This window comes from Arthrobacter sp. Y3223166, assembly GCF_059090935.1.
In genome coordinates, this window is sequence record NZ_JBNHGE010000017.1 from 20907 (window position 1) to 40628 (window position 19722).

The 19722-nt window shown below is 68.1% G+C and carries 20 protein-coding genes and 1 riboswitch; of the genes, 9 read left to right on the forward strand and 11 right to left on the reverse strand.

The features are described 5' to 3' along the window. Positions 1-28 precede the first annotated feature (28 nt). Positions 29-430: a VOC family protein gene (locus tag AC5RUH_RS09635; RefSeq protein WP_494012971.1), complete on the reverse strand. Its 402-nt coding sequence runs from the start codon at positions 428-430 to the stop codon at positions 29-31. 533 nt (positions 431-963) lie between these two features. Beyond that, the gene (locus tag AC5RUH_RS09640) at positions 964-1440 is read right to left on the reverse strand and encodes an SRPBCC family protein (protein WP_494012970.1); all 477 of its coding nucleotides are present in this window, start codon (positions 1438-1440) and stop codon (positions 964-966) included. 178 nt (positions 1441-1618) lie between these two features. Here AC5RUH_RS09640 and AC5RUH_RS09645 point away from each other — a divergent pair, with 178 nt between their 5' ends. Both AC5RUH_RS09645 and AC5RUH_RS09650 read left to right on the forward strand, forming a co-directional pair. Further along, positions 1619-2665, forward strand: a complete 1047-nt coding sequence (locus AC5RUH_RS09645; RefSeq protein WP_494128445.1) for an NAD(P)-dependent alcohol dehydrogenase — start codon at positions 1619-1621, stop codon at positions 2663-2665. A gap of 35 nt (positions 2666-2700) precedes the next feature. Then, a complete protein-coding gene (locus AC5RUH_RS09650; RefSeq protein ID WP_494128446.1) occupies positions 2701-3726 on the forward strand; it encodes an LLM class flavin-dependent oxidoreductase in 1026 nt (341 codons plus the stop codon). A 101-nt stretch (positions 3727-3827) separates the two neighbouring features. Here the strand turns inward: AC5RUH_RS09650 and AC5RUH_RS09655 are convergent, their stop codons facing one another. From AC5RUH_RS09655 to AC5RUH_RS09670, 4 genes are all read right to left on the reverse strand, one after another. Next, entirely contained in the window at positions 3828-4892 is a 1065-nt protein-coding gene (locus tag AC5RUH_RS09655) for an ATP-dependent DNA ligase (RefSeq protein ID WP_494073936.1), read from the reverse strand. A gap of 91 nt (positions 4893-4983) precedes the next feature. After that, positions 4984-5991: a fatty acid desaturase family protein gene (locus AC5RUH_RS09660; protein ID WP_494128447.1), complete on the reverse strand. Its 1008-nt coding sequence runs from the start codon at positions 5989-5991 to the stop codon at positions 4984-4986. Positions 5992-6411: 420 nt separating this feature from the next. Continuing rightward, on the reverse strand, positions 6412-7818 hold the full coding sequence (locus tag AC5RUH_RS09665; protein ID WP_494012965.1) for an NAD-dependent succinate-semialdehyde dehydrogenase: 1407 nt from the start codon (positions 7816-7818) through the stop codon (positions 6412-6414). Between the two features lie 309 nt (positions 7819-8127). Continuing rightward, positions 8128-8511 carry an RNA-binding S4 domain-containing protein gene (locus AC5RUH_RS09670; protein WP_494049370.1) on the reverse strand — a complete coding sequence of 128 codons (384 nt, stop codon included), beginning with the start codon at positions 8509-8511 and terminating at the stop codon, positions 8128-8130. 188 nt (positions 8512-8699) lie between these two features. Here AC5RUH_RS09670 and AC5RUH_RS09675 point away from each other — a divergent pair, with 188 nt between their 5' ends. The 7 genes from AC5RUH_RS09675 (at position 8700) to AC5RUH_RS09705 (ending at position 15906) form a co-directional block, all read left to right on the forward strand. Beyond that, positions 8700-9923, forward strand: a complete 1224-nt coding sequence (locus AC5RUH_RS09675) for a glycerophosphodiester phosphodiesterase family protein (protein ID WP_494128448.1) — start codon at positions 8700-8702, stop codon at positions 9921-9923. 108 nt (positions 9924-10031) lie between these two features. Continuing rightward, on the forward strand, positions 10032-11357 hold the full coding sequence (locus AC5RUH_RS09680) for an MFS transporter (protein ID WP_494128449.1): 1326 nt from the start codon (positions 10032-10034) through the stop codon (positions 11355-11357). After that, positions 11354-12061, forward strand: a complete 708-nt coding sequence (locus tag AC5RUH_RS09685; RefSeq protein ID WP_494128450.1) for a FadR/GntR family transcriptional regulator — start codon at positions 11354-11356, stop codon at positions 12059-12061. The genes AC5RUH_RS09680 and AC5RUH_RS09685 overlap by 4 nt, the downstream gene beginning before the upstream one ends. 132 nt (positions 12062-12193) lie before the next feature. Further along, complete coding sequence (locus AC5RUH_RS09690) at positions 12194-13126, forward strand: cytochrome b/b6 domain-containing protein (protein WP_494024256.1); 933 nt, start codon at positions 12194-12196, stop codon at positions 13124-13126. A gap of 73 nt (positions 13127-13199) precedes the next feature. Then, positions 13200-13577 (forward strand): hypothetical protein, encoded by a 378-nt coding sequence (locus AC5RUH_RS09695; protein ID WP_494000813.1) that lies wholly within the window; start codon positions 13200-13202, stop codon positions 13575-13577. A 186-nt stretch (positions 13578-13763) separates the two neighbouring features. Continuing rightward, positions 13764-14780, forward strand: a complete 1017-nt coding sequence (locus AC5RUH_RS09700; protein WP_494128451.1) for an alpha/beta hydrolase — start codon at positions 13764-13766, stop codon at positions 14778-14780. A gap of 136 nt (positions 14781-14916) precedes the next feature. Next, the gene (locus AC5RUH_RS09705; protein ID WP_494128452.1) at positions 14917-15906 is read left to right on the forward strand and encodes an aldo/keto reductase; all 990 of its coding nucleotides are present in this window, start codon (positions 14917-14919) and stop codon (positions 15904-15906) included. A 51-nt stretch (positions 15907-15957) separates the two neighbouring features. On the opposite strand, the gene AC5RUH_RS09710 is transcribed toward AC5RUH_RS09705, so the two are convergent. The 5 genes from AC5RUH_RS09710 to AC5RUH_RS09730 form a co-directional block, all read right to left on the reverse strand. After that, positions 15958-16464, reverse strand: a complete 507-nt coding sequence (locus AC5RUH_RS09710) for a flavin reductase family protein (RefSeq protein WP_494024259.1) — start codon at positions 16462-16464, stop codon at positions 15958-15960. A 52-nt stretch (positions 16465-16516) separates the two neighbouring features. Continuing rightward, positions 16517-16631: riboswitch (SAM riboswitch) on the reverse strand. Positions 16632-16794: 163 nt separating this feature from the next. Then, positions 16795-17664: a prephenate dehydratase gene (locus AC5RUH_RS09715; RefSeq protein WP_494024260.1), complete on the reverse strand. Its 870-nt coding sequence runs from the start codon at positions 17662-17664 to the stop codon at positions 16795-16797. A gap of 87 nt (positions 17665-17751) precedes the next feature. After that, positions 17752-17964: a hypothetical protein gene (locus AC5RUH_RS09720; RefSeq protein WP_494000808.1), complete on the reverse strand. Its 213-nt coding sequence runs from the start codon at positions 17962-17964 to the stop codon at positions 17752-17754. A 293-nt stretch (positions 17965-18257) separates the two neighbouring features. Further along, positions 18258-19064 (reverse strand): amino acid ABC transporter ATP-binding protein, encoded by an 807-nt coding sequence (locus tag AC5RUH_RS09725; protein WP_494000807.1) that lies wholly within the window; start codon positions 19062-19064, stop codon positions 18258-18260. Continuing rightward, positions 19051-19710 carry an amino acid ABC transporter permease gene (locus AC5RUH_RS09730; protein ID WP_494001307.1) on the reverse strand — a complete coding sequence of 220 codons (660 nt, stop codon included), beginning with the start codon at positions 19708-19710 and terminating at the stop codon, positions 19051-19053. The genes AC5RUH_RS09725 and AC5RUH_RS09730 overlap by 14 nt, the downstream gene beginning before the upstream one ends. Positions 19711-19722: the final 12 nt, after the last annotated feature.

The window sequence follows — 19722 nt, forward strand, 5'->3', positions numbered from 1 at the left end:
TGTGGCTGTCCGCCGCCGCTTGAAGTTGTTACGACATCCCGGCCTGTTCGTCGGGCTGATGGATGCCGATGGTGTTGTTTTCGGTGTCCAGGTAGTAGCCCTGCCACGCCATTCCCGGCAGTGCGTACTTCGGCAGGGCGGTTTGGCCGCCGGCCGCCAGGATCTTCCGTTCGGTGGCGTCGTAGTCGTCCACCTCCATGGTGACCACCCAGGCGTTGGTGCCCTGGCCGCTGTCCGGGGTCGGGGCGGGGCGCTGCATGAGGCCGCCGTTGATGCCGGGCTGGTCCTCCGGGCCGGTCACGACGCCGTAGTAGGGAGTGCCGGTGACCTGTGAATAGTCCTCGAACGTCCAGCCGAACACGGTCGCGTAGAAGTTTTTGGCTCGTTCCAGGTCTTCTGCCTGGATTTCAAAGTGCACGGGACGGGCCATGGCGGGCTCCTTCGCTGGACGCGGATGCTGATGGTGGTGCGAGCGCTGATCAAGCGAGGCGGTGGCGGCCGGTTCCACGGCTCCAGGGAAGCCAGCCGCGGGTGCGGCGCGGTCGGCTGAGGTGGCCTTCCTTTTCCAGCGGATCGGCAGCATCATCCGGCAGATGCCGATCCTCGCCGGCCACAATGTGACTTGTTCCGGGGCCGGGTATCTGGGCCGCTGCCAGATTCGGCATCCCCGTGCTGTCCCCGGACCCGTGGACGGGCTTAGGTCCCATCCGCTCCATGTCGGCTACTGGATTGGCTTCCGGCCGTTCCTGATTTTTCCGCATGATTGGCCCCCATCGCCGCTCAGTTAATCCCCTGCGGCCTAGAGTAAACCGGATAACCAGAAAATGGGGGAGAATCCGGAAAAATTTGTTGGCTTGGAAGGGCCGGCTGCTGCGACAGCGCTGTCAGGTGGGCGAGCAAACGACGGCGGTGGGCCGGCTCCGAGAGCCGGCCCACCGCCGTCGTGCTTGTGGTTTTGGAAGTTTAGAGCTGCGTGCCGATGGGGCCGCTGTCGTTCACTTCTCCGCGCCAGGCGCCGGTTTCGGCGCCGCGGGTTTCGATGAACTCCTTGAACTTGCGCATGTCCGACTTCACTTGCTTGTCGTCGATATTCAGGGCGGCGCCGACCTTCTCGGTGAAGGTTTCGGGATCCCACTCGAAGCGCACCGAGACCTTGGTGCTGTCCGCGCCGAGGGGGCTAAACGTCACGACGCCGGCGTGGGACTTGCCGTCGACGCTGCGCCAGGCGATGCGCTCGTCCGGCTGCTGCTCCACGATCTCGGTGTCGAACTCGCGCTCCACGCCGCCGACCTTGGTCTTCCAGTGGTTGGTGGTGTCGGTCAGCTGGGTCACGGACTCAACGCCGGACATGAAGTTCGGAAAGGATTCGAACTGCGTCCACTGGTCGTACGCTGTGCGGACCGGAACGGCTACATCAATGGTTTCTTCCACGGTTTGCATCAGTTGCCTCCTTTGGAATCGGGCCAGGGCCGCTGGTGCGCCCCTCGAGGTGGCCTCGTGGCCTACGCTACACAGACTGGTGAAACGTGACAACTCGATAGACAGCTTGCTGACCATTTTCCGCGGTGCGTAGGGTGGCGTGTGTAGCTATCGCAGAGTCAACCGGCAGGAGTGAATCATGCGCGCTGTAGTGTTCGAGGACTTCAAGACTTTTCCCACCATCAAGGACGTGGAGCGGCCGAAGCCGCGGGCCGGGGAGGTGCTGCTGAAGGTCGCCGGCGCCGGAGCCTGCCACTCCGATGTCGCCATCTACAACGACTTCGAGGCCGGCGGCCCGGGGGCGGTGCCGCCGCCGTTTACGCTCGGCCACGAAAACTCCGGGTGGGTCGAAGAGCTCGGGGAGGGCGTGGAAGGCTTCAACGTCGGCGATGCCTATCTGGTCTATGGGCCGATTGGCTGCGGGCACTGCAAGGCGTGTTCGCGCGGCCAGGACACTTACTGCGAGAACGCGGCCAAGATGCCCTACCTCGGCGTGGGACTGGGGCGCGACGGCGGGATGGCCGAGTACGTCACCGTGCCGGCGCGGAACCTGGTGCCGCTCGGCGACGCCGATCCGGTGGCCGCGGCGCCGCTGGCCGACGCTGCGCTGACTCCGTACCACGCCATCAAGCAGTCGCTGCCGCACCTGGCCGGCGGCGGCAAGTACGCGTTGGTCATCGGGCTGGGCGGCCTGGGCCAGATCGCCGTGCAGATCCTCAGGGCGCTGACCGGCGCCACCGTCATCGCCACCGACATGAAGGAAGAAGCGATGCGCAAGGCCGAAGAGGCCGGCGCCGTGACCGTTTCCGGCGGCGAGGGGCAGGCCGAGCGGATCCGTGACATCACCGGCGGCCGGGGCGTCGATGCCGCGTTCGACTTCGTGGGCGTGGGCCCGACCGTCAAGACCGCCGCCGCTTCCATGGCCCGGCTGTCCAGGTTGACGGTGGTGGGGATCGCCGGCGGGACGCTGGAGTGGAGCTTCTTCACCAACCCGTACGAGTCCGTCATCACGAACACCTACTGGGGCACCATCGAGGACCTGCACGAGGTGGTGGACATGTACAAGGCCGGGCAGATCGTTCCGGAGATCGAGCGCTACAGCATGAACGATGCGCTGGAGGCCTACCGCAAGCTACAGGCCGGCGAGCTCAGCGGCCGAGCCGTGGTGGTTCCGCACGGGAGCTAGGGAATTGAAGTACCGGCGGCGGGGTTGTGGCGGATATGAAGCGCATCGGTTTCCTGTCCTTCGGCCACTGGAGCCCCGCCGTCGGCTCGCCGGTTCCCACCGCCGCTGAAGGGCTGCTGCAGAGCATCGAGCTCGCCGTTGCGGCCGAGGAAGTTGGGGTGGACGGCGCGTATTTCCGCGTGCACCACTTCGCGCGGCAGCAGTCCTCGCCGTTTCCGCTGCTGGCAGCGATCGCCGCGAGGACCAACCGGATCGAGATCGGCACCGGCGTGATCGACATGCGCTATGAAAACCCGCTCTACATGGCCGAAGAGGCGGCGGCCACGGACCTGATCAGCGGCGGGCGGCTGCAACTGGGGATCAGCCGCGGGTCACCCGAGCCGGCGCTGAACGGTGCGGCGGCCTTCGGGTACCGGCCGGCCGAGGGCGAGACCGATGCGGACATGGCCCGGCGCCATACCGCGGTGTTCCGCCGGGCCATCACGGGTGCGGGCATGGTCCCCGCCGACCCGAACCACCTCCAGGGCAGGCATGCCGGCATGCTTCCCGTGGAGCCCACGTCCCCGGGGCTGCCGGAGCGGATCTGGTGGGGTGCGGGCTCCCGCGCCACCGCCGTGTGGACCGCGGAGCAGGGCATGAACCTGATGAGCTCCACCCTGCTGATCGAGGACACCGGCGTGCCCTTCGACCAACTGCAGGCCGAGCAGATCCACCTGTTCCGCGAGGCTTGGCAGAAGGCAGGCCACGCGCATGTTCCGCGGGTGTCGGTCAGCCGCAGCGTGATGCCGATTGTCGACGACGAAGACCAGCGCTACTTCGGGCTCCGCGGCCAGGCCGACCAGCACGACCAGGTCGGCATGCTCGATGGTACGCGCTCGCGGTTCGGCAGGAGCTACATCGGGGATCCGGACAAGATCGCCGCCGAGTTGGCCCGGGACCAGGCGGTGCAGGCCGCGGACACGGTGCTGCTGACGGTGCCGAACTACTTGGGCGTGGAGTACAACGTGAAGATGCTGGGCAACATCGTGCAGCACGTGGCACCGGCCGCCGGCTGGCGCTGAGGAACCCGGCCGCCGTCGGCTCGTCACCGGGGTACCTGGCCGGCGTCAGCGGGCCGCTGGGACTGAGTCCCGGCCCGGCGACTGAGTCCCGGCCCGGCGCGCTACAGCAGCACGTCGTTCAGGTCGTAGGAAACCGGCTCGTCCAGTTGCCCGTAGGTGCACGACTCCGGATCGCGGTCCGGCCGCCAGCGGACAAACTGCGCGGTGTGCCGGAAGCGCTCGCCCTCCATGTGGTCGTATTTGACCTCCAGCACCCTTTCCGGGCGCAGCGGCACGAAGGACAGGTCCTTGCCGCCGCTCCAGCGGCTGCCCTCCGTGGTCAGGGGTGTGCGCTCGCCGGCCTCGTGCTGTTCGCGGTTCCAGGGATGGCCGTCCGAATCGGCAATCAGCGGCTGCAGCTCCTCAAACAGTTCCTTGCGGCGTTTCATGCTGAACGCCCCGGCCACGCCCACGTGCACCAGGGTTCCGCCGTCGTTGTACAGGCCCAGCAGCAGCGAGCCCACCAGGCCCGGCCCGCTCTTATGCACGCGGTAGCCCGCGACCACGCAGTCGGCAGTGCGCTCGTGCTTGATCTTGAACATGCTCCGCTTGTCCGGCTGATACTTTCCGTCCAAGGGCTTGGCCACCACGCCGTCCAACCCGGCCCCCTCGAACTCTCCGAACCACCGCTCGGCCACCACCGGGTCGGTGGTGGCCCGGGTCAGATGGATGGGATTGACGACGGCGGAGAGCGCCTTCTCCAGCGCGGCCCGCCGTTCCTCGAAGGGGCGCGAGGTCAGATCGTCGTCGCCGAGGGCGAGCAGGTCGAAGGCCACGAACCGGGCGGGAGTCTGCACCGAGAGGAGCTTGACTCGGCTGGCCGCCGGATGGATGCGCTGCTGCAGCATCTCGAAGTCGAGCCTGTCGCCGCCTTCGCCCACCAGGATGATCTCCCCGTCCACGACGCAGCGCTCGGGCAGCTGCTCACGGAACGCGTCCACCAGTTCGGGGAAGTAGCGAGTCATGGGCTTCTCGTTCCGGCTGCCGATCTCCACCTCGTCGCCATCGCGGAAGATGATTGACCGAAAGCCGTCCCATTTCGGCTCGTACGTCATTCCGCCGTCGGGGATCTTGGCCACGCTTTTGGCCAGCATGGGCGGAACGGGTGGCATCACGGGCAGGTCCATGCGCCCATTCTCTGTGCTGGCCCAGCCGGTGTCCATGCCAGCGCAGACAGGGAGGACGCCCCGGGCGCAAGGAATCCGGGCCCGCGCGGGCTCAGACCCGGCGGTAGATATCCGCCACCGGACAGTGGAAGGGATCGGAGGCGGCTATTCCGACGGCGCCCAGGTAGCGGACTATCGCCGCATAGGAGGCCAGCAGGCTGGTCTCCGTGTACGGGATCGAGTGCTCGCGGCAGTATTGGCGGACCATCGGCGCCGCCTTGCTCAGGCAGGGACGGGGCATGTCGGGGAACAGGTGGTGTTCGACCTGGCGGTTCAGACCGCCCATCAGCAGGTCCATCATCCAGCCGCCGCGGATGTTGCGGGAGGCCGTCACCTGTCGGGTGACGAAGTCCGGCCGGCTGGATTTCGAATAGATCGGCATGCCTTTGTGGTTCGGGGCAAACGATGCGCCCATGTAAAAGCCGAAGACCGCCATCTGCACGCCGATGAACGCGAACGCCTGCCCCAAGGGCAGAAGCCAGAAGACCACGGTGAGCAGCACGGCTGCGCGGGCCGCGAGGATGCCCAGCTCCAGCCAGCGGTGCTCCACCTTGGCCTGCCGGACCAGGTACTTGAAGGAATCCGCGTACAGGCTGAAGCCCAGGAACGGCAGCAGCGGGAACAGCAGGTAGCCCTGGAGCCGGGTGACACGGACCATCGCGCCGCGGCGCCCGGCCGCAGCGTCCGGGTGGAAGGCGATGGACCCGGTCCTGATGTCCGGGTCCTTGTCCACGGTGTTGGGAAACCCATGGTGCTTGGTGTGTTTGCGCATCCACATGGCGTAGCTGATGCCCACCAGGCAGGTGCCAACCAGCCGGGCAGCCCATTCGTTGACACGCTTGTTCTCGAAGACCTGCCAGTGGGCCGCTTCGTGCGCCAGGAAGGCGAACTGGGTGAACAGGATTCCCATCCCTGCCGCGATCAGGAGTTGGAACCAACTGCTCCCGAGCAACGAGAACCCCGTCCACGCCGCGGCGAGCAGCATCATGAGCACGGCGAAGAGGGTGATGTAGTAGCCCCTGCGGCGGGTCAGTAGACCGGCGGACTTCATGCGGGCCATGAGTGCCAGATATCCGGCCGCGATACTGTTCGGTGCCCGAGACGGGCGCGCCGATTCGCGAGCGGAACTGGGCTGGGAAGCCGTATTGGTCTGGGGCTCGGGCTGAAAGTCCATGACATGCCTTGCGTCCGGCGGGTAAATACAATCGGTGCAGCCGGCCGTAAAGCTTCAGCACCAGTCTTGTGAATGTACCGACGCCGCGCGAATCTGTCATCGGTAGGAGGCGTCCCGGCCATCATCCGGGCCAAATTCGCAGGCTGCGAGGACGCCAGCGAGCCTCGCGGGCGGACTGCGACGGCACCGTTAAAGCGCTGTTGCACGCCGCCATTCCAAACCCTGGCCGTCTCAGAAAGCAAAGATCAGCAGGCGCCCCTCCCGCGAGCGGGAAGGGCGCCTGCTGATCAGTGGATGCCGGACCGGTTAGTCGGCGATGTAGAACAGGCGCTTGTTGACGAATTCGTCCATGCCCAGCGGGCCAAGCTCGCGGCCGAAGCCGGAGCGCTTCACGCCGCCGAACGGGATGTCGGCGCCTTCACCGACGCCGTTGACGTTGGCCATGCCCACCTCCAGCTGCTGGGCGATCTTGCGGGCGCGCTCCTCGTCCTTGGAGAAGACGACGCCGCCCAGCCCGTAGTCGGTGTCGTTGGCCAGTTCCAGGGCTTCCTCGTCGCTGCTGACCTTGTAGACCACGGCCACCGGGCCGAACAGCTCTTCGCGGTAGGCTCGCATCTCCGGAGTGACGCCGGTCAGAACAGCCGGGGCCAGGTAGGCGCCGGGGCCATCGTGCAGGGTGCCGCCGGCGTGCAGCGTGGCACCCTTGTTGACGGCGTCCTTGAGCTGCTCGTGCAGTCCTTCGGCCGCCGCCCGGGAGGAAAGCGGGGCGTAGGTTCCCTCGGCCTCTTCGGCCGGGTCGCCGGGCTTGAGGTCCTTCGCCAGGTTGGTCAGCTCGGCCACGAAGTCGTCGTAGATGTCCTCCATGACGATCATGCGCTTGTTGGAGTTGCAGGCCTGGCCGGTGTTCTCGATGCGGGTGGCCCACGCCTGCTCGGCCGCGGCCTTGACGTCGTCGGTGTCCAGCAGCACGTAGGGATCGGAGCCGCCCAGTTCCAAGACGGCCTTCTTCAGGTTCTTGCCGGCGAGCTCGCCGATGATGGCGCCGGCCCGCTCGGAGCCGGTCAGCGAGACACCCTGCACGCGCGGGTCGGCAATGATGTCCGCGATCTGCTCGTGGCTGGCGAAGAGGTTGATGTAGACGCCGTCGGGCACGCCGGCGTCGTCCATGATTTTCTGGATGGCCAGGGCGGAGCGGGGGCAGGTCTCGGCGTGCTTGAGGATGATGGTGTTGCCCAGCATCAGGTTCGGCGCGGCGAAGCGGGCCACCTGGTAGTAGGGGTAGTTCCACGGCATGATGCCCAGCAGCGGGCCGACCGGCAGCTTCTGGATCATGGCGCGGCCGCCGCCGATGGCCTTGATTTCCTGGTCCGCCACCAGGTCGGGGCCTTCAGTAGCGAAGTAGCTGAAAATGTCGGTGCAGAACTCGGCCTCGCCCTTGGACTCGGACAGGGGCTTGCCCATTTCCTCGGTGATGATCGCGGCGAGCTCGTCGGCCCGCTCGGTGAACAGTTCCGCAATGCGGGACACTACCTTGGCGCGGTCCGTGATCGGCGTGGCCTTCCACGCTGTGTAGGCAGCCTGGGACCTGGCGAGGGCGTCCTTGACCTCGGCGTCGGTGGCAGTGGGGAATTCCTCGACCACCTCGCCGGTGGACGGGTTTTGGACCCGGTAGCCCGGCTGGGTGGATGAAGCGGCGTGGGAAGTGGTGGTCACAGCCCTGATCTCCTTCGGATAATGACATAGCAGCGGGACGGCGGCGCGGCCGTCTCCGGTTTCCATCTTGTACCGTCCGGCCGGTTATGTGAAGTGAGTTACGCTCACGGCATGGAAGTAAGAAGCCCGGCGCGGCGTGAATTGGCAGGCAGCGCAGGCGGGGCGGTGCAGCACCGGGCCATCCGGCCGTCCTGAGCGGCGGCCGAACGGCTTGCGGGCTCCCGTTCCCAGCGGCCGCCGAAGCGCCCGCCGAAGCGCCGCATCGCTCCCGTTCCCAGGGACCACCGAACGGCTTCCACGCTCCCGTTCCTAGTGGAGGCCGCGCAGCCTGTCCATCTCCCGCCGGTCCTTCTTGGTCGGCCGGCCGGCACCCCGGTCGCGCTGCGGAATTCCGAGCGAGGGAATCGCCGGGCGCGGCGGCGTGTGGTCCGTGAAGCAGTGCGAGGCCGCCTCGGCTCCCACCCGTTTGGCGATCAGACGGCGCACTTCCAGGATCCGTTCGTAGCCGGGCTGCCGCACCCGCAGGGTGTCGCCCGGGACCACCGGTTGGGAGGCCTTGACCGGGTTGCCGTTAAGCCGCACGTGTCCGGCACGGCAGGCGGCGGTGGCCGCGGAGCGGGTCTTGTAGGCGCGGATGGCCCACAGCCACGCATCGACGCGCACCGAGCTCGGGGTATTGGCGGAAGTGTTCATGCCCCTCCGAGTCTAGCGTCGCCGTGGCGGCTTCCGTTGGCGGTCCGATCCCGCCGGTTCCACGTCCCCGCCCTCAGTGGTGTTTCCTTTCACCCCGAGTTCACAGCCAGTTGGCCCGCAGGATCACCGGCGCTGTGAAGCTCGATGGCGGGGAAACCCGACAACCACTACGAAGGGCGTCATATCCCATGGCATCTCGCCTGCTCAGAACATTGACCACCTCCGCCGCGGCCGTCGCCGTCGGCGCTACCCTCGTGGCCGCCCCGGCGGCCGGCGCGCAGAACAACCCGGGCGCGCAGGATGAAGCCCCGCTGCTGATCGGCCACCGCGGGGCCGCCGGCACCGCCCCCGAAAATACGGTTGCGGCCTTCAAGGACGGGCGCGCCTCCGGCGCCGACTTCTTCGAGATCGACGTCCAGCTCAGCGCCGATGGCGTACCGTTCCTGTTCCACGACGACACTCCGGCCCGGACCACCAACGTGGAGGAGGTATTCCCCGAGCGTGCCGGGGACCCCATCACGTCCTTTACTTGGGATGAATTGCAGCAGCTCGACGCCGGATCCTACTTCGGCGCCAAGTACCAAGGGGAGCGGATCCCGCACCTGGACGACGCGGCGAAGATCGCCACGGTGAAGACCGGCGTGTACATCGAAATCAAGTCGCCGAAGAACTCCCCGGGCATCGAACAGCTCGTCGCCGACGAGCTCCGCACCGATGCCGCCTGGACGAAGCTTGTTGCCGCCGACAAGGTCCAGGTCCTCGGCTTCGACGAGGCCTCCAACCGCACCTTCGCCGGCCTGGCTCCCGAGATCGCGCTGCAGCAGCTCTCGAGCACCGTCCCGGGTCCGGCCACGCTGGAATCGTGGGCGGCCTTTGCCGATTCGATCGGCACCAACTACCGCACCCTGACGGCGCAGAATGTTGCAGATGCCAAGGCCGCCGGACTGGTCGTCGGCGTCTACACCGCCAACTCGCCCGAGGCCGTCCAGCACTCCATCGACCTCGGCGTCGATGCCGTCACGGGTGACTTCCCGATCCAGACCATGCGATACCTGGACGGGCGGAAGCCCTTCCCCGCGGGCACCGGCCTGGAAATCGCCGGTGCGGTGAACGACCCAGCCGGCAGCGACGTCCAGCCGGAGACCGGCGAGCACGTGGTGCTGCGCAATACGGCGAACCACAGCATCGACGCCAGCGGCTACATCATCCGCGACGCGGCGAACAATATCCTGACGGTCGGCGCGGGCTACGTGCTTGCCCCCGGCGCGGAGCTGCGGGTCTACACCGGTCCCGGCACCAACAGCGCAGAGGCCTACTACAGCAATGGCACCGCGTCACTGCTGAACAACGGCGGCGACTCCATAGCACTGTGGGCCCCGCAGGGCACGCTGCAGGACGTCTTCGCCAACTAGGCGGCGGGTTCTGCGCCGACGATGCCGGCACCCCGGGCAGCCTTACGCCGCCCGAGGCGCCGGCGTCGGTTTTGGTGCCTCAGACATCAAACGTCTAACGTTTAGAGAATGATTTTGGAGCGACAGCCCGGCGGCGGCAGCAGCGACCACGCGCCGGGCGGCGACCATGCGCCGGGCAGCGACGAGGCTCCGGGGGAGTTCGCCGAGGCTCTGGTGCCGGAGCTCAACGTGCAGGAGGCTGCCCCGGCGCCCGCCGCCGCGCACCGCCGCTGGTTCATCGCCGCGGCCGTAGCCGCCGTGATACTCATCGGGTTGAACCTCCGGGCTGGTATTGCCAGCGCGGCCGCGCTCTTCCACGACCTGCAGCAACTGCTGGGGTACGGGCCGCTGGTCGCCGCACTGCTGCCCACCGTTCCCGTGCTGTGTTTCGCCGTGGCCGGAGCCGCGACCGCCTGGCTGAGCAGCCGCATGGGGCTGGAACGCGCCATCGCACTCGCGCTGACACTGCTGATCGCGGGCTTGGGCCTGCGCGGAGTCGAATCCGTCGGGATGCTGCTGGCCGGCACGGTGGTGTCCATGTCCGGACTGGCGGTCTGCAACGTGGCGCTGCCGGCGTTCATCCGCAAGTACTTCGCGCACCGGCCGTCGACGATGACCGGGGCCTACACCATCTCCATGTCCGTCGGCGCCACCCTGGCCGCGGCCATCAGCGTCCCTCTGGCCGCGCAGTTGGACTCGCCGTCGCTCGCGCTGGCCGCGTGGGCGCTGCTGGCCGTCGTCGGGCTCGCGGTGTTCCTTCCCATGGCCGTGGCCGGCAGGCGCGGTTCGGGCACGCGGACCCGGGACCACTCGTCGCCGTGGCCGCTGCTGCTAACGCGCAAGGGCGCGCTGCTCACCGGCCTGTTCACCATCCAGGCGCTGCTCGTCTATTCCGTGATGGGCTGGCTGCCGTACATCCTGATCTCGCGCGGGGTGGATGCCGCGGCCGCCGGGCAGCTGCTCGCGCTGGTCCAGCTGGTGTCCATCCCCGCCGTCGTCCTGCTGTTGTCCATGGCGGCGCGCCCGGGCCTGCTGCGGCCGGCCTTCATGATCACCTGCGCGGCGTCGCTGGCGGGCTACCTCGCCCTGCTCGTGCTGCCCGCCGAGCTCGCCGTGCTGCCCGCGGTTTTGATCGGACTGGGTTTTGGGGTTTTCCCGCTGCTGATGCTGGTGATCAGCCGCAGCGGTTCCAGTGCGTCCGAGACCACCGCACTGTCCACGCTGGCCCAATCGGTGGGCTACCTCTTCGCCGCCCTGGGCCCGTTCGGCCTCGGCCTGCTGCACGATGCACTCGCCGACTGGACCGTACCGCTGGTGCTCCTGGTGGCCGGCGCGGCCCTGCAACTGCTGCTGGCTCACGCGGTCAGCGGCCTGGTGCGGAAGGCTCAGGCGTGAGGTCCGGCCCGCTCCAGCGGCCGCCGCTGGCGGAGGAAGTCACGTCCAGGCTGCGGGAGTCCATCGCGGCGGGGCGGTGGCAGCTGGGGTCCCGGATCCCTCCGGAGCCGGAACTGATGGCGAGTCTGGGCGTCTCCCGCGGCACGCTGCGCGAGGCGGTCAAGGCCCTGGCCCACGCCGGGATGCTCGAGGTGCGCCGCGGTGACGGCACGTACGTGCGCGCCACCAGCGAGATCAGCGGCACCGCCCGCCGCGCCTACCGGGAGTACGACGACGAGGACGTGCTCCAGGTGCGCTTCGCGCTGGACACCCAGGCGGCGCGGCTGGCGGCGCAATCGGCGCGATCCGAGCCGGCGGGCCCAGGCGGCGCCGTGGAGGCGCTGCGGGAGAGGCTGGCCCGGCGCCGGCATGCGTGGGCCGAACAGGACCTGGAAGGCTGGATCGCCGCGGACTGGGACTTCCACCTGGCCGTGGCCGAGGCCTCCGGCAACCAGCTGCTGCACGAGCTGTACGGCAGCTTCGGCGATGTGTTCCACGGGACCAAGATGGCCCAGCGATTGCGGGACGGCTTCGATGGATGTCTGCGCGCCGGACACGAGGACCTCGCGGACGCCATCGCGGCCGGAGACGAAGAAGCCGCGGTGCGGACCGTCACCGCCAACCTGCGCTACTGCCTGAAATGGATGCCGCAGGACGGCCAATAACGCCCCGCTCACGCCGTGCTGCGGCGGGCTCTGGCCGCCGCGGCCGCGCGTGTGGCACGATGCCGCCCGGCCGGGGTACCTTGAATCACGAAGCCCGGACTGTCGGGACGCAGGGAACGAGGAAAGCTGGCGATGTCCACTTCGACGAAACCGTCCGGGAGCACCCGGAAGACGTGGCTGAAGATCACCGCGGCGGTGGCCGGCGCCGTCGTCGTGCTCCTGCTGTTGGTGTTGCTGGCCAAATGGCTTCGCACGATGCCGGGCGTCCAGGACTTCCTGGCCGCCTACCCGGGCCGCTCCGAACTGCCCGAATCCGCGCCGGTCGGGCTGCCCGCGTGGCTGGGTTGGCAGCACTTCCTCAACTTCTTCCTGATCGTGTTGATCATCCGCACCGGCCTGCAGGTACGGGCCGGTACCCGCTCGCCGGCGTACTGGACACGCAACAACAAGGGCCTGGTGAAGACCAGGAACGCGCCCACCAAGATCACCCTGAACCTGTGGTTCCACCTGACGCTGGATGCGTTGTGGGTGCTGAACGGCATCGTCTTCATGGTGCTGATCTTCGCGACCGGGCACTGGATGCGGATTGTGCCCACCAGCTGGGACATCTTCCCGAACGCGCTGTCCGCGGTGCTGCAGTACGCCTCGCTGGACTGGCCGCTGGAGAACGGGTGGGTGAACTACAACGCGCTGCAATTGCTGACCTACTTCGCGACCGTCTTCATCGCCGCCCCGCTGGCCATCGTCTCCGGCCTGCGCACCTCGGCCGCCTGGCCCAAGCGGGCCGCGGTCAACAAGTACTTCCCGATTGAGGCGGCCCGGGCCATCCACTTCCCGGTGATGGTGTATTTCGTGCTGTTCATCATCGTGCACGTGACGCTGGTGCTGGCCACCGGCGCGCTGCGCAACCTCAACCACATGTATGCGGCCACGGACGACGGCGGGTGGACCGGTTTCTGGATCTTTGCCGCCTCCGTCGCGGTGACCGTGGCGGCTTGGTTCCTGGCCCGGCCGATCTTCCTGCGCCCGATCGCCTCGCTGACGGGCAAGGTCACGAGCCGCTGACCGCGCGGCCGCCTGATCGCCAGCCGCTGACCGCCTGACCGCGGCTCAAGGCTGCACCGCTACACTGCTCGCCATGATCACCGTTGCGGCCATCGCCGCGTGCCTTGTCTTCGCGCTGTTGGCCGTCTTCCAGATCCTGCTGGCCGCGGGCCTGCCGCTGGGCCGGTTCGCCTGGGGAGGAAGCCACCGCATCCTGCCGGCGAAGCTGCGCATCGGGAGCGCGGTCTCGGTGCTCCTGTATGCGTTCTTCGTGTTCGTCATCATGGACCGCGCGCAGTTTCTCGACGCGTTGCCGGAGACCGCGTCGCTCGTTCTTGGCTGGGTCCTGACCGCGTACCTGTTCGTCGGCGTCCTGATGAACGCCATCTCGCGCAGCAAGCCCGAGCGGTGGACCATGACGCCGGTCGCCCTGGTCTTGGCCGCGCTGAGCCTGGTGGTTGCCCTCGGGTGACGTGGTTTCCCGCCCTTGGCGGGGAGCTGCAAGGCTTTTCGTCGGTGGGCCGTCCAGCCGTTTGCGGGTCTCACGTCCCTTCGCGGGCGGGGGGTTCCGACGGTTGACGGTCAGGCAGGGGAGGGGCTTGCCCCGCGGGCGGGGCGGGCTCACGATTGGTTCACTACCGGCCGATCGGAGGAAGCCATGCAGGTCCGTATCCGCCGCGCACTGACAGCAGTTGCCGTGCTCGTCGCCGTCCCGGCGGCCCTTGCCGGCGGCCTGGTCCTGTGGCTGCGCTTCAGCCCCCGGCCGCTGGCGGTGCTGCTGCGGGTGCTGTCGGAACGGGACGGCCGGCGCACGGCCCGCGCGATGGCCCGGCACGTGCCGGACGGAATCAGCGAAGTATTGGATCAGGAATACCTCAGCAACCACGGGCATACCCGCCTGGACGTGTTCTTCCCGGACAAGGCGGCCGAGGATTCGCTGCGCCTTCCGACAATTGTCTGGATCCACGGCGGGGCCTGGATCTCCGGCACCAAGAACGACGTCGCCAATTACCTGCGGATTCTCGCCTCCTACGGCTTCACCGCCGTGGGAGTGGACTATTCGCTGGCCCACGTGCGCCGCTACCCGGCGCCGGTGCGCCAGACGGCCGCCGCGCTGCGCTACCTGGAACACAACGCCGACCGGCTGCACATCGATACCGAGCGGATCGTGCTGGCCGGGGACTCTGCGGGCGCGCAAATTGCCGCACAACTGGCGCTGGTCATCGCCGATCCCGACTATGCCAAAAGGCTCGGCATTGCCTCGCCCATGAAGCCGGAGCGGCTGCGCGCGGTGCTGCTGCACTGCGGGGCGTACGACCTCTCGCTCGCCGGGGCGGACCAGGCCGGGAACCAGAACTACCTGCGCACGGTGCTGTGGTCCTACACCGGGGCCAAGGACTATCTGGAGCGTCCCTACGTCGCGCTGGCCTCCGTGGCCAAGCACGTGGGCGCCGGCTATCCGCCGGCTTTCGTGTCAGCGGGCAACACGGACCCGTTGCTGCCGCACTCGCTCGGGCTGGTCGAAGCGCTGCGGATCAAGGGCGCGGCCGTGGAGGAGTTCTTCCCCCACACGGAGGCCGGCCTAGGGCACCAGTTCCAGTTCAACCTGGAGTTGGAAGCGGCGTGGCAGGTGCTGGAGCGCAGCGTGGCGTTCCTCCGTCGCCACACCGGCTGATGCCACCCGAGTTGAATCGGCGCCCCGCTACGAGGGGTGTTCTTCGGTGTCTGCATCACCCGGGGCCGGCGCCGATGCCTCCCCCGGGCACCGCCGTCGTACGCTGGAAACCTGCCCAGCGAAGGGGGAACTATCAATGAACGACGCCGGCTCGCGCCTCATTTTCGGCTGCATGGGGTTGGGTGGGGGCTGGGGGAGCGGGCCGCTGGAAGCGGCCGATGTGGCGGCCGCGCACGCGGCCGTGGCGGCGGCGCTGGAGGCCGGGATCACGACCTTCGACCACGCCGACATCTACGCCCACGGCAAGGCCGAGGCCGCGTTCGGGCGGGTGCTGGCGGAAAGTCCCGAGCTGCGCGACTCGATCCGGCTGCAGGGCAAATGCGGCATCCGGCTGCCGGTCCCCGGCATGGTCGGGCACTACGACTCCTCGCGGGAAGCCATCCTGGCCCGCACCGACGAAAGCCTGCGCCGGCTGCACACCGATCACCTGGATACGCTGCTGATCCACCGGCCCGATCCGCTGACGCCGGCCGAGGAGATCGCCGCGGCGTTCAACGAGCTTCGGATGGCCGGGAAGGTACGCCGCCTTGGTGTCTCGAACATGTCCGGCGAACAGATGCGCTGGCTGCAGTCGGCGCTGGATGAACCGCTGGCGGTGAACCAGCTGGAAATGAGCCTGTACCGACGCGACTGGCTGGAGTCGGGGGTGCTGGTGAACCACCCGGAGGGACCGGGGATCAGCTTCCCGCACGGCACCTTGGAATACTGCGCCGCCCACGGGGTGGAGCTGCAGGCCTGGGGCGCGCTGGCCAAGGGCCGGTACAGCGGGCGTGCGGCAGCGGAGGCCGCGACACCGGATGCTTCCGCGCCCGCGGATGCCTCACCCCCGGCGGATCATGCAGCGGCAGCCCTGGTCACGGAACTTGCCCGGGACAAGGGGTGCCCGCCCGAGGCCGTGGTGCTGGGCTGGCTGCTGCGGCATCCGGCAGGCATCCGGCCGGTCGTCGGTACCAGCAGCCCGGACCGGATCCGGGCCTGTGCCGAGGCGGAAGCGGTTGGAGCATCGATGACCCGCGAGGAGTGGTACTCCCTGTGGGTGGCGGCCCGAGGCAGGCCGCTGCCTTAGCTGCCCCCGCCCGGCCCCGCCGGCTGCCGGCGGGGGCCGGGACCGTGGGTCCTAGACGAAGGCCGGCTGTTCCAACCGGCGGAACGCGGAATCGTGGAAGACCAGGGGCTCGTGGGTGCCGTCGTGCGTGGACAGTCCGTGCACCTGCAGCAGCACGACGTGGTGGTCCCCGGCCGGGACCTCCTGGTGCACCGAGCAGTCCAGCCAGAGCGCCGCGTCGTTGAGGAAAAGCGCGCCGTCGTCCGTGCCGTGCAGGCTCAGGCCGGCAAAGCGGTCACCGTTCCTGGACGCGATCTGGCGGCAGACGCCGTCGTGTCCGGTGCCGAGCACCGAGACGCCGATCCGGTTGGCCCGGCGGACCAGCGGCCAGGTCCGTGAGGTGTTTTGCACGGCGAACATCACCAGCGGCGGCTCGAGGGAGACGCCCACGGTGAACGAGGAGGCGACGATGCCCTGCGGCTCGCCGGCGACGGTCGCGCACAGCGCCGCGATGCCCGAGGGGAAGCGGCCGAAGGCGGAGCGCAACGTGTGGGGGGTCAGGTCATGGTGTAGCGACATGGCGTCCTTGGGGCTTGGGCGCATCCGCTGCGGCCGAGCTGCTGCGGGTGGATACGCGTACTTGCCTGCCGACATACCCGGCGGGCCGAATCATCACCTGGAGCACCCCGCTACGGTAGAGGGTTGCCGGCCAACCAGCCAGGGCTGTGAAGTTGGCGCTCTTGATTCGTCTCCACGCTAAGAGCGGGGAAGGGCCTGGGTCAAACGCCGGTAACAGTTCGTCAAATGCAGCGTTTTACTTCCGGGCGCCGCGAGGTGTCTGCTGCCCCGACGGGCGGCCGTGCGACGGCTGCTGCCCCGAAGGCTACTGTCCGACTGCTGGTCCCACGGCTACTGCGCGGCGGCGCCCGGGCGCACGGTCCGCTGCCGGAACGGATGCGCCGGGTAGACGCCCAGGATGCGGATTTCGGTGGTGAAGAAGTCCAGTTCCTCGAAGGCGTGGACCATGGCCGGATCGTCCGGGTGGCCTTCGACGTCCACCATGAACATGGTGGCGGCAAACTCGCCGCCCACCATGTAGCTCTCCAACCGGGTCATGTTGATGCCGTTGGTGGCGAAACCGCCCAGCGCCTTGTACAGCGCGGACGGCACGTTCCGCACGCGGAACACGAAGCTGGTTACGGCCGGACCGGGAAGTTCCTCGCGGGACGGGACCGGCCGGCGGTCGGCCAGCACCACGAACCGTGTGGTGTTCGTCGGATCGTCTTCGACCTTTTCCGCGAAAACCTCCAGACCGTAGAGTTCGGCGGCCATCGGCGGCGCCAGGGAGACCTTGGTCGGGTCGTTCCATTCGGCCACCTCCCGGGCCGAACCGGCGGTGTCGCCTGCGATGACCGGAGTGAGCCCGAGCCTGCGGATCAGCTTGCGGCACTGGCCCAAAGCATGGATGTGGCTGTGCACCTCCCGGGCCTGCTCCACGGTGGCCCCGCGTACGCCCAGCAGGCTGAAACGGATGGGCAGGAAGAATTCCTCCACGATCTGCAGGGTGGTCTTCGGCAGCAGGGCGTGGATGTCCGCCACCCGGCCGGCGATCGAGTTGTCGATGGGGATCATGGCCAGTTCCGCCTCGCCGCCGGTGACGGCAGCGAACGCATCCTCGAAGCTGGCACACGGCACCGCTTCCCAACCGGGGCGCACTTCCAGGCAAGCCATGTGGGAGTTCGAGCCGGGTTCACCTTGGTACGCAATCGCTGGAGCCATGGGCGAAATTATCCCACCGGGGCGGGCCGGCGCTTCATTCCGGGCAACCGGGCGGCGTCATATAACCGGGACCGGCCCGCCAACCGCTTAGTACAGATGCGATTCCTGGGTGATGCCGTAGGGCACGTCGTCGCTCAGCTCCACCGTAAACTGCCCGGGGCCGGTGCGAGTGACCAGGATGCCGCAATCGCCGTCGATGGCGGCGAGCTTTTGCAACTCTTCGACCGCAGCATTCAGGAGATCGTGTGCTTCGGAAGCCGTCTGTGCGGTCAACGACTTGGTAGCCAGGGAAGTGGCCATGGTTCTGCCTTTCGTGGCCGGAGGTTTCCGCGCAGGAGAAACGCGGGATGGAAGCTTCCGGCCGGAACGAGCCTGCCATGCGGAACGGTGCATGGAACTTTACATTCTGCCATCCCAGATGACATCAGATGAATTTCGCACCGGCGTGGCGTGCGCCACACCCGGCGCGGCGGCGTGGTGCTGGAAGCAGGTCAGGCGGGACCGCCGCGCGTGTTGGAAACCGGTCACGCGGGACCGCCGCGGATGCTGGAAGCGGTCGGGGGAGGGCGGGCCAGCCGGAAGTGAACCCGGTCCTAGAACGGGTTGAGCAGCCGGTGGACGAACTGCCGGGTGCGCTCCTCCCGCGGTTCGCGCAGCACCTGTTCGGGGTGTCCGCGTTCCACCACCACGCCGCCGTCCATGAACACCACTTCGCTGGCCACTTCACGGGCGAAGGCCAGCTCGTGGGTGACCAGGGCCATGGTCCAGCCCTCGTCAGCCAGTTCCTTGATCACGTGCAGCACGTCGCCCACCAGTTCAGGATCCAGTGCGGACGTGGGCTCGTCGAACAGCAGCAGCGAGGGTTTGAGCGCCAGCGCCCGGACAATGCCGACCCGCTGCTGCTGTCCGCCGGAGAGCTGATGCGGGTACTGGTCTTCCTTGCCGGAGAGCCCGACACGGTCCAGCAGCGACCTGGCCTCGCGCACCGCTTCGGCCTTGGACCGCTTCTGCACCTGGACCGGGCCCTCGATGATGTTCTGCAGCACGGTCATGTGCGGGAACAGGTTGTAGTGCTGGAACACCATGGCGCTGCGGTCGCGCAGGGCGGCGATCTGTTTTCGGTTCACCGGCGAACCGAAATCCACGGCCGGCCCGCCCGAAAAGGCGACCCGCCCGCCGTCGGGGATTTCCAAGCCGTTCAGGCAGCGCAGCACGGTGGTTTTGCCCGACCCGGAGGGTCCGATCAGGGCCAGTACCCCGCCCGTCTGGACGGAGAGGTCGATGGACTTGAGCACCTGGTTGCTGCCGAAGGACTTGCGCAGCCCCTCTACGGAGAGCACCGGCCCTGCGGCGGAGCCGGGCTGCGAAGCGGCGGCGGAGGGGACGTCAGTGGGCGACATAGCGGTCCAGCCTCTTCTCCAGTCGGGACTGCCCGGCGGAGAGCACCAGGCAGAACACCCAGTAGACCGCCGCGGCCTCAATGTAGAGCAGCATGAACTCCTGGCTGAACGCCGCGATTTCCTGGGCGGCCCGGAACGCCTCGGTGACCAGGATCAGGGAAGCGAGGGAGGTGTCCTTGACCAGCGAGATGAAGGTATTGGACAGCGGCGGCACCGACACCCGCGCTGCCTGCGGCAGGATGATGCGGCGCAGGGTGGTGGTGCCGGCCATGCCGATGGTGTGGCCGGCTTCCCACTGGCCCTTGGGGACGGACAGAATCGCGGCGCGGATGATTTCGGCCGCATAGCCGCCCACGTTCAGGGAGAACGCGATGATGGCGCTCGGCCACGGTTCAAGCACCACGCCGATCGACGGCAGGCCGTAGAAGATCACGAACAGCTGGACGAGCAGCGGGGTGCCGCGGATCACCGACACGTAGGCGCGCGCGATGCCGGCCAGGATCCGGTTGCGGCTCAAGCGCATCAGGGCCACGACGAGCGCCAGCAGCAGGCCGATGGCGAAGCTGGCCAGCGAGAGGGGGATGGTGCCGGTCAGCCCGCCCTGGACTATAGGCCAGAGCGAACTGCCGACGAGCTCCCAGTCGATGTCCATACGGTT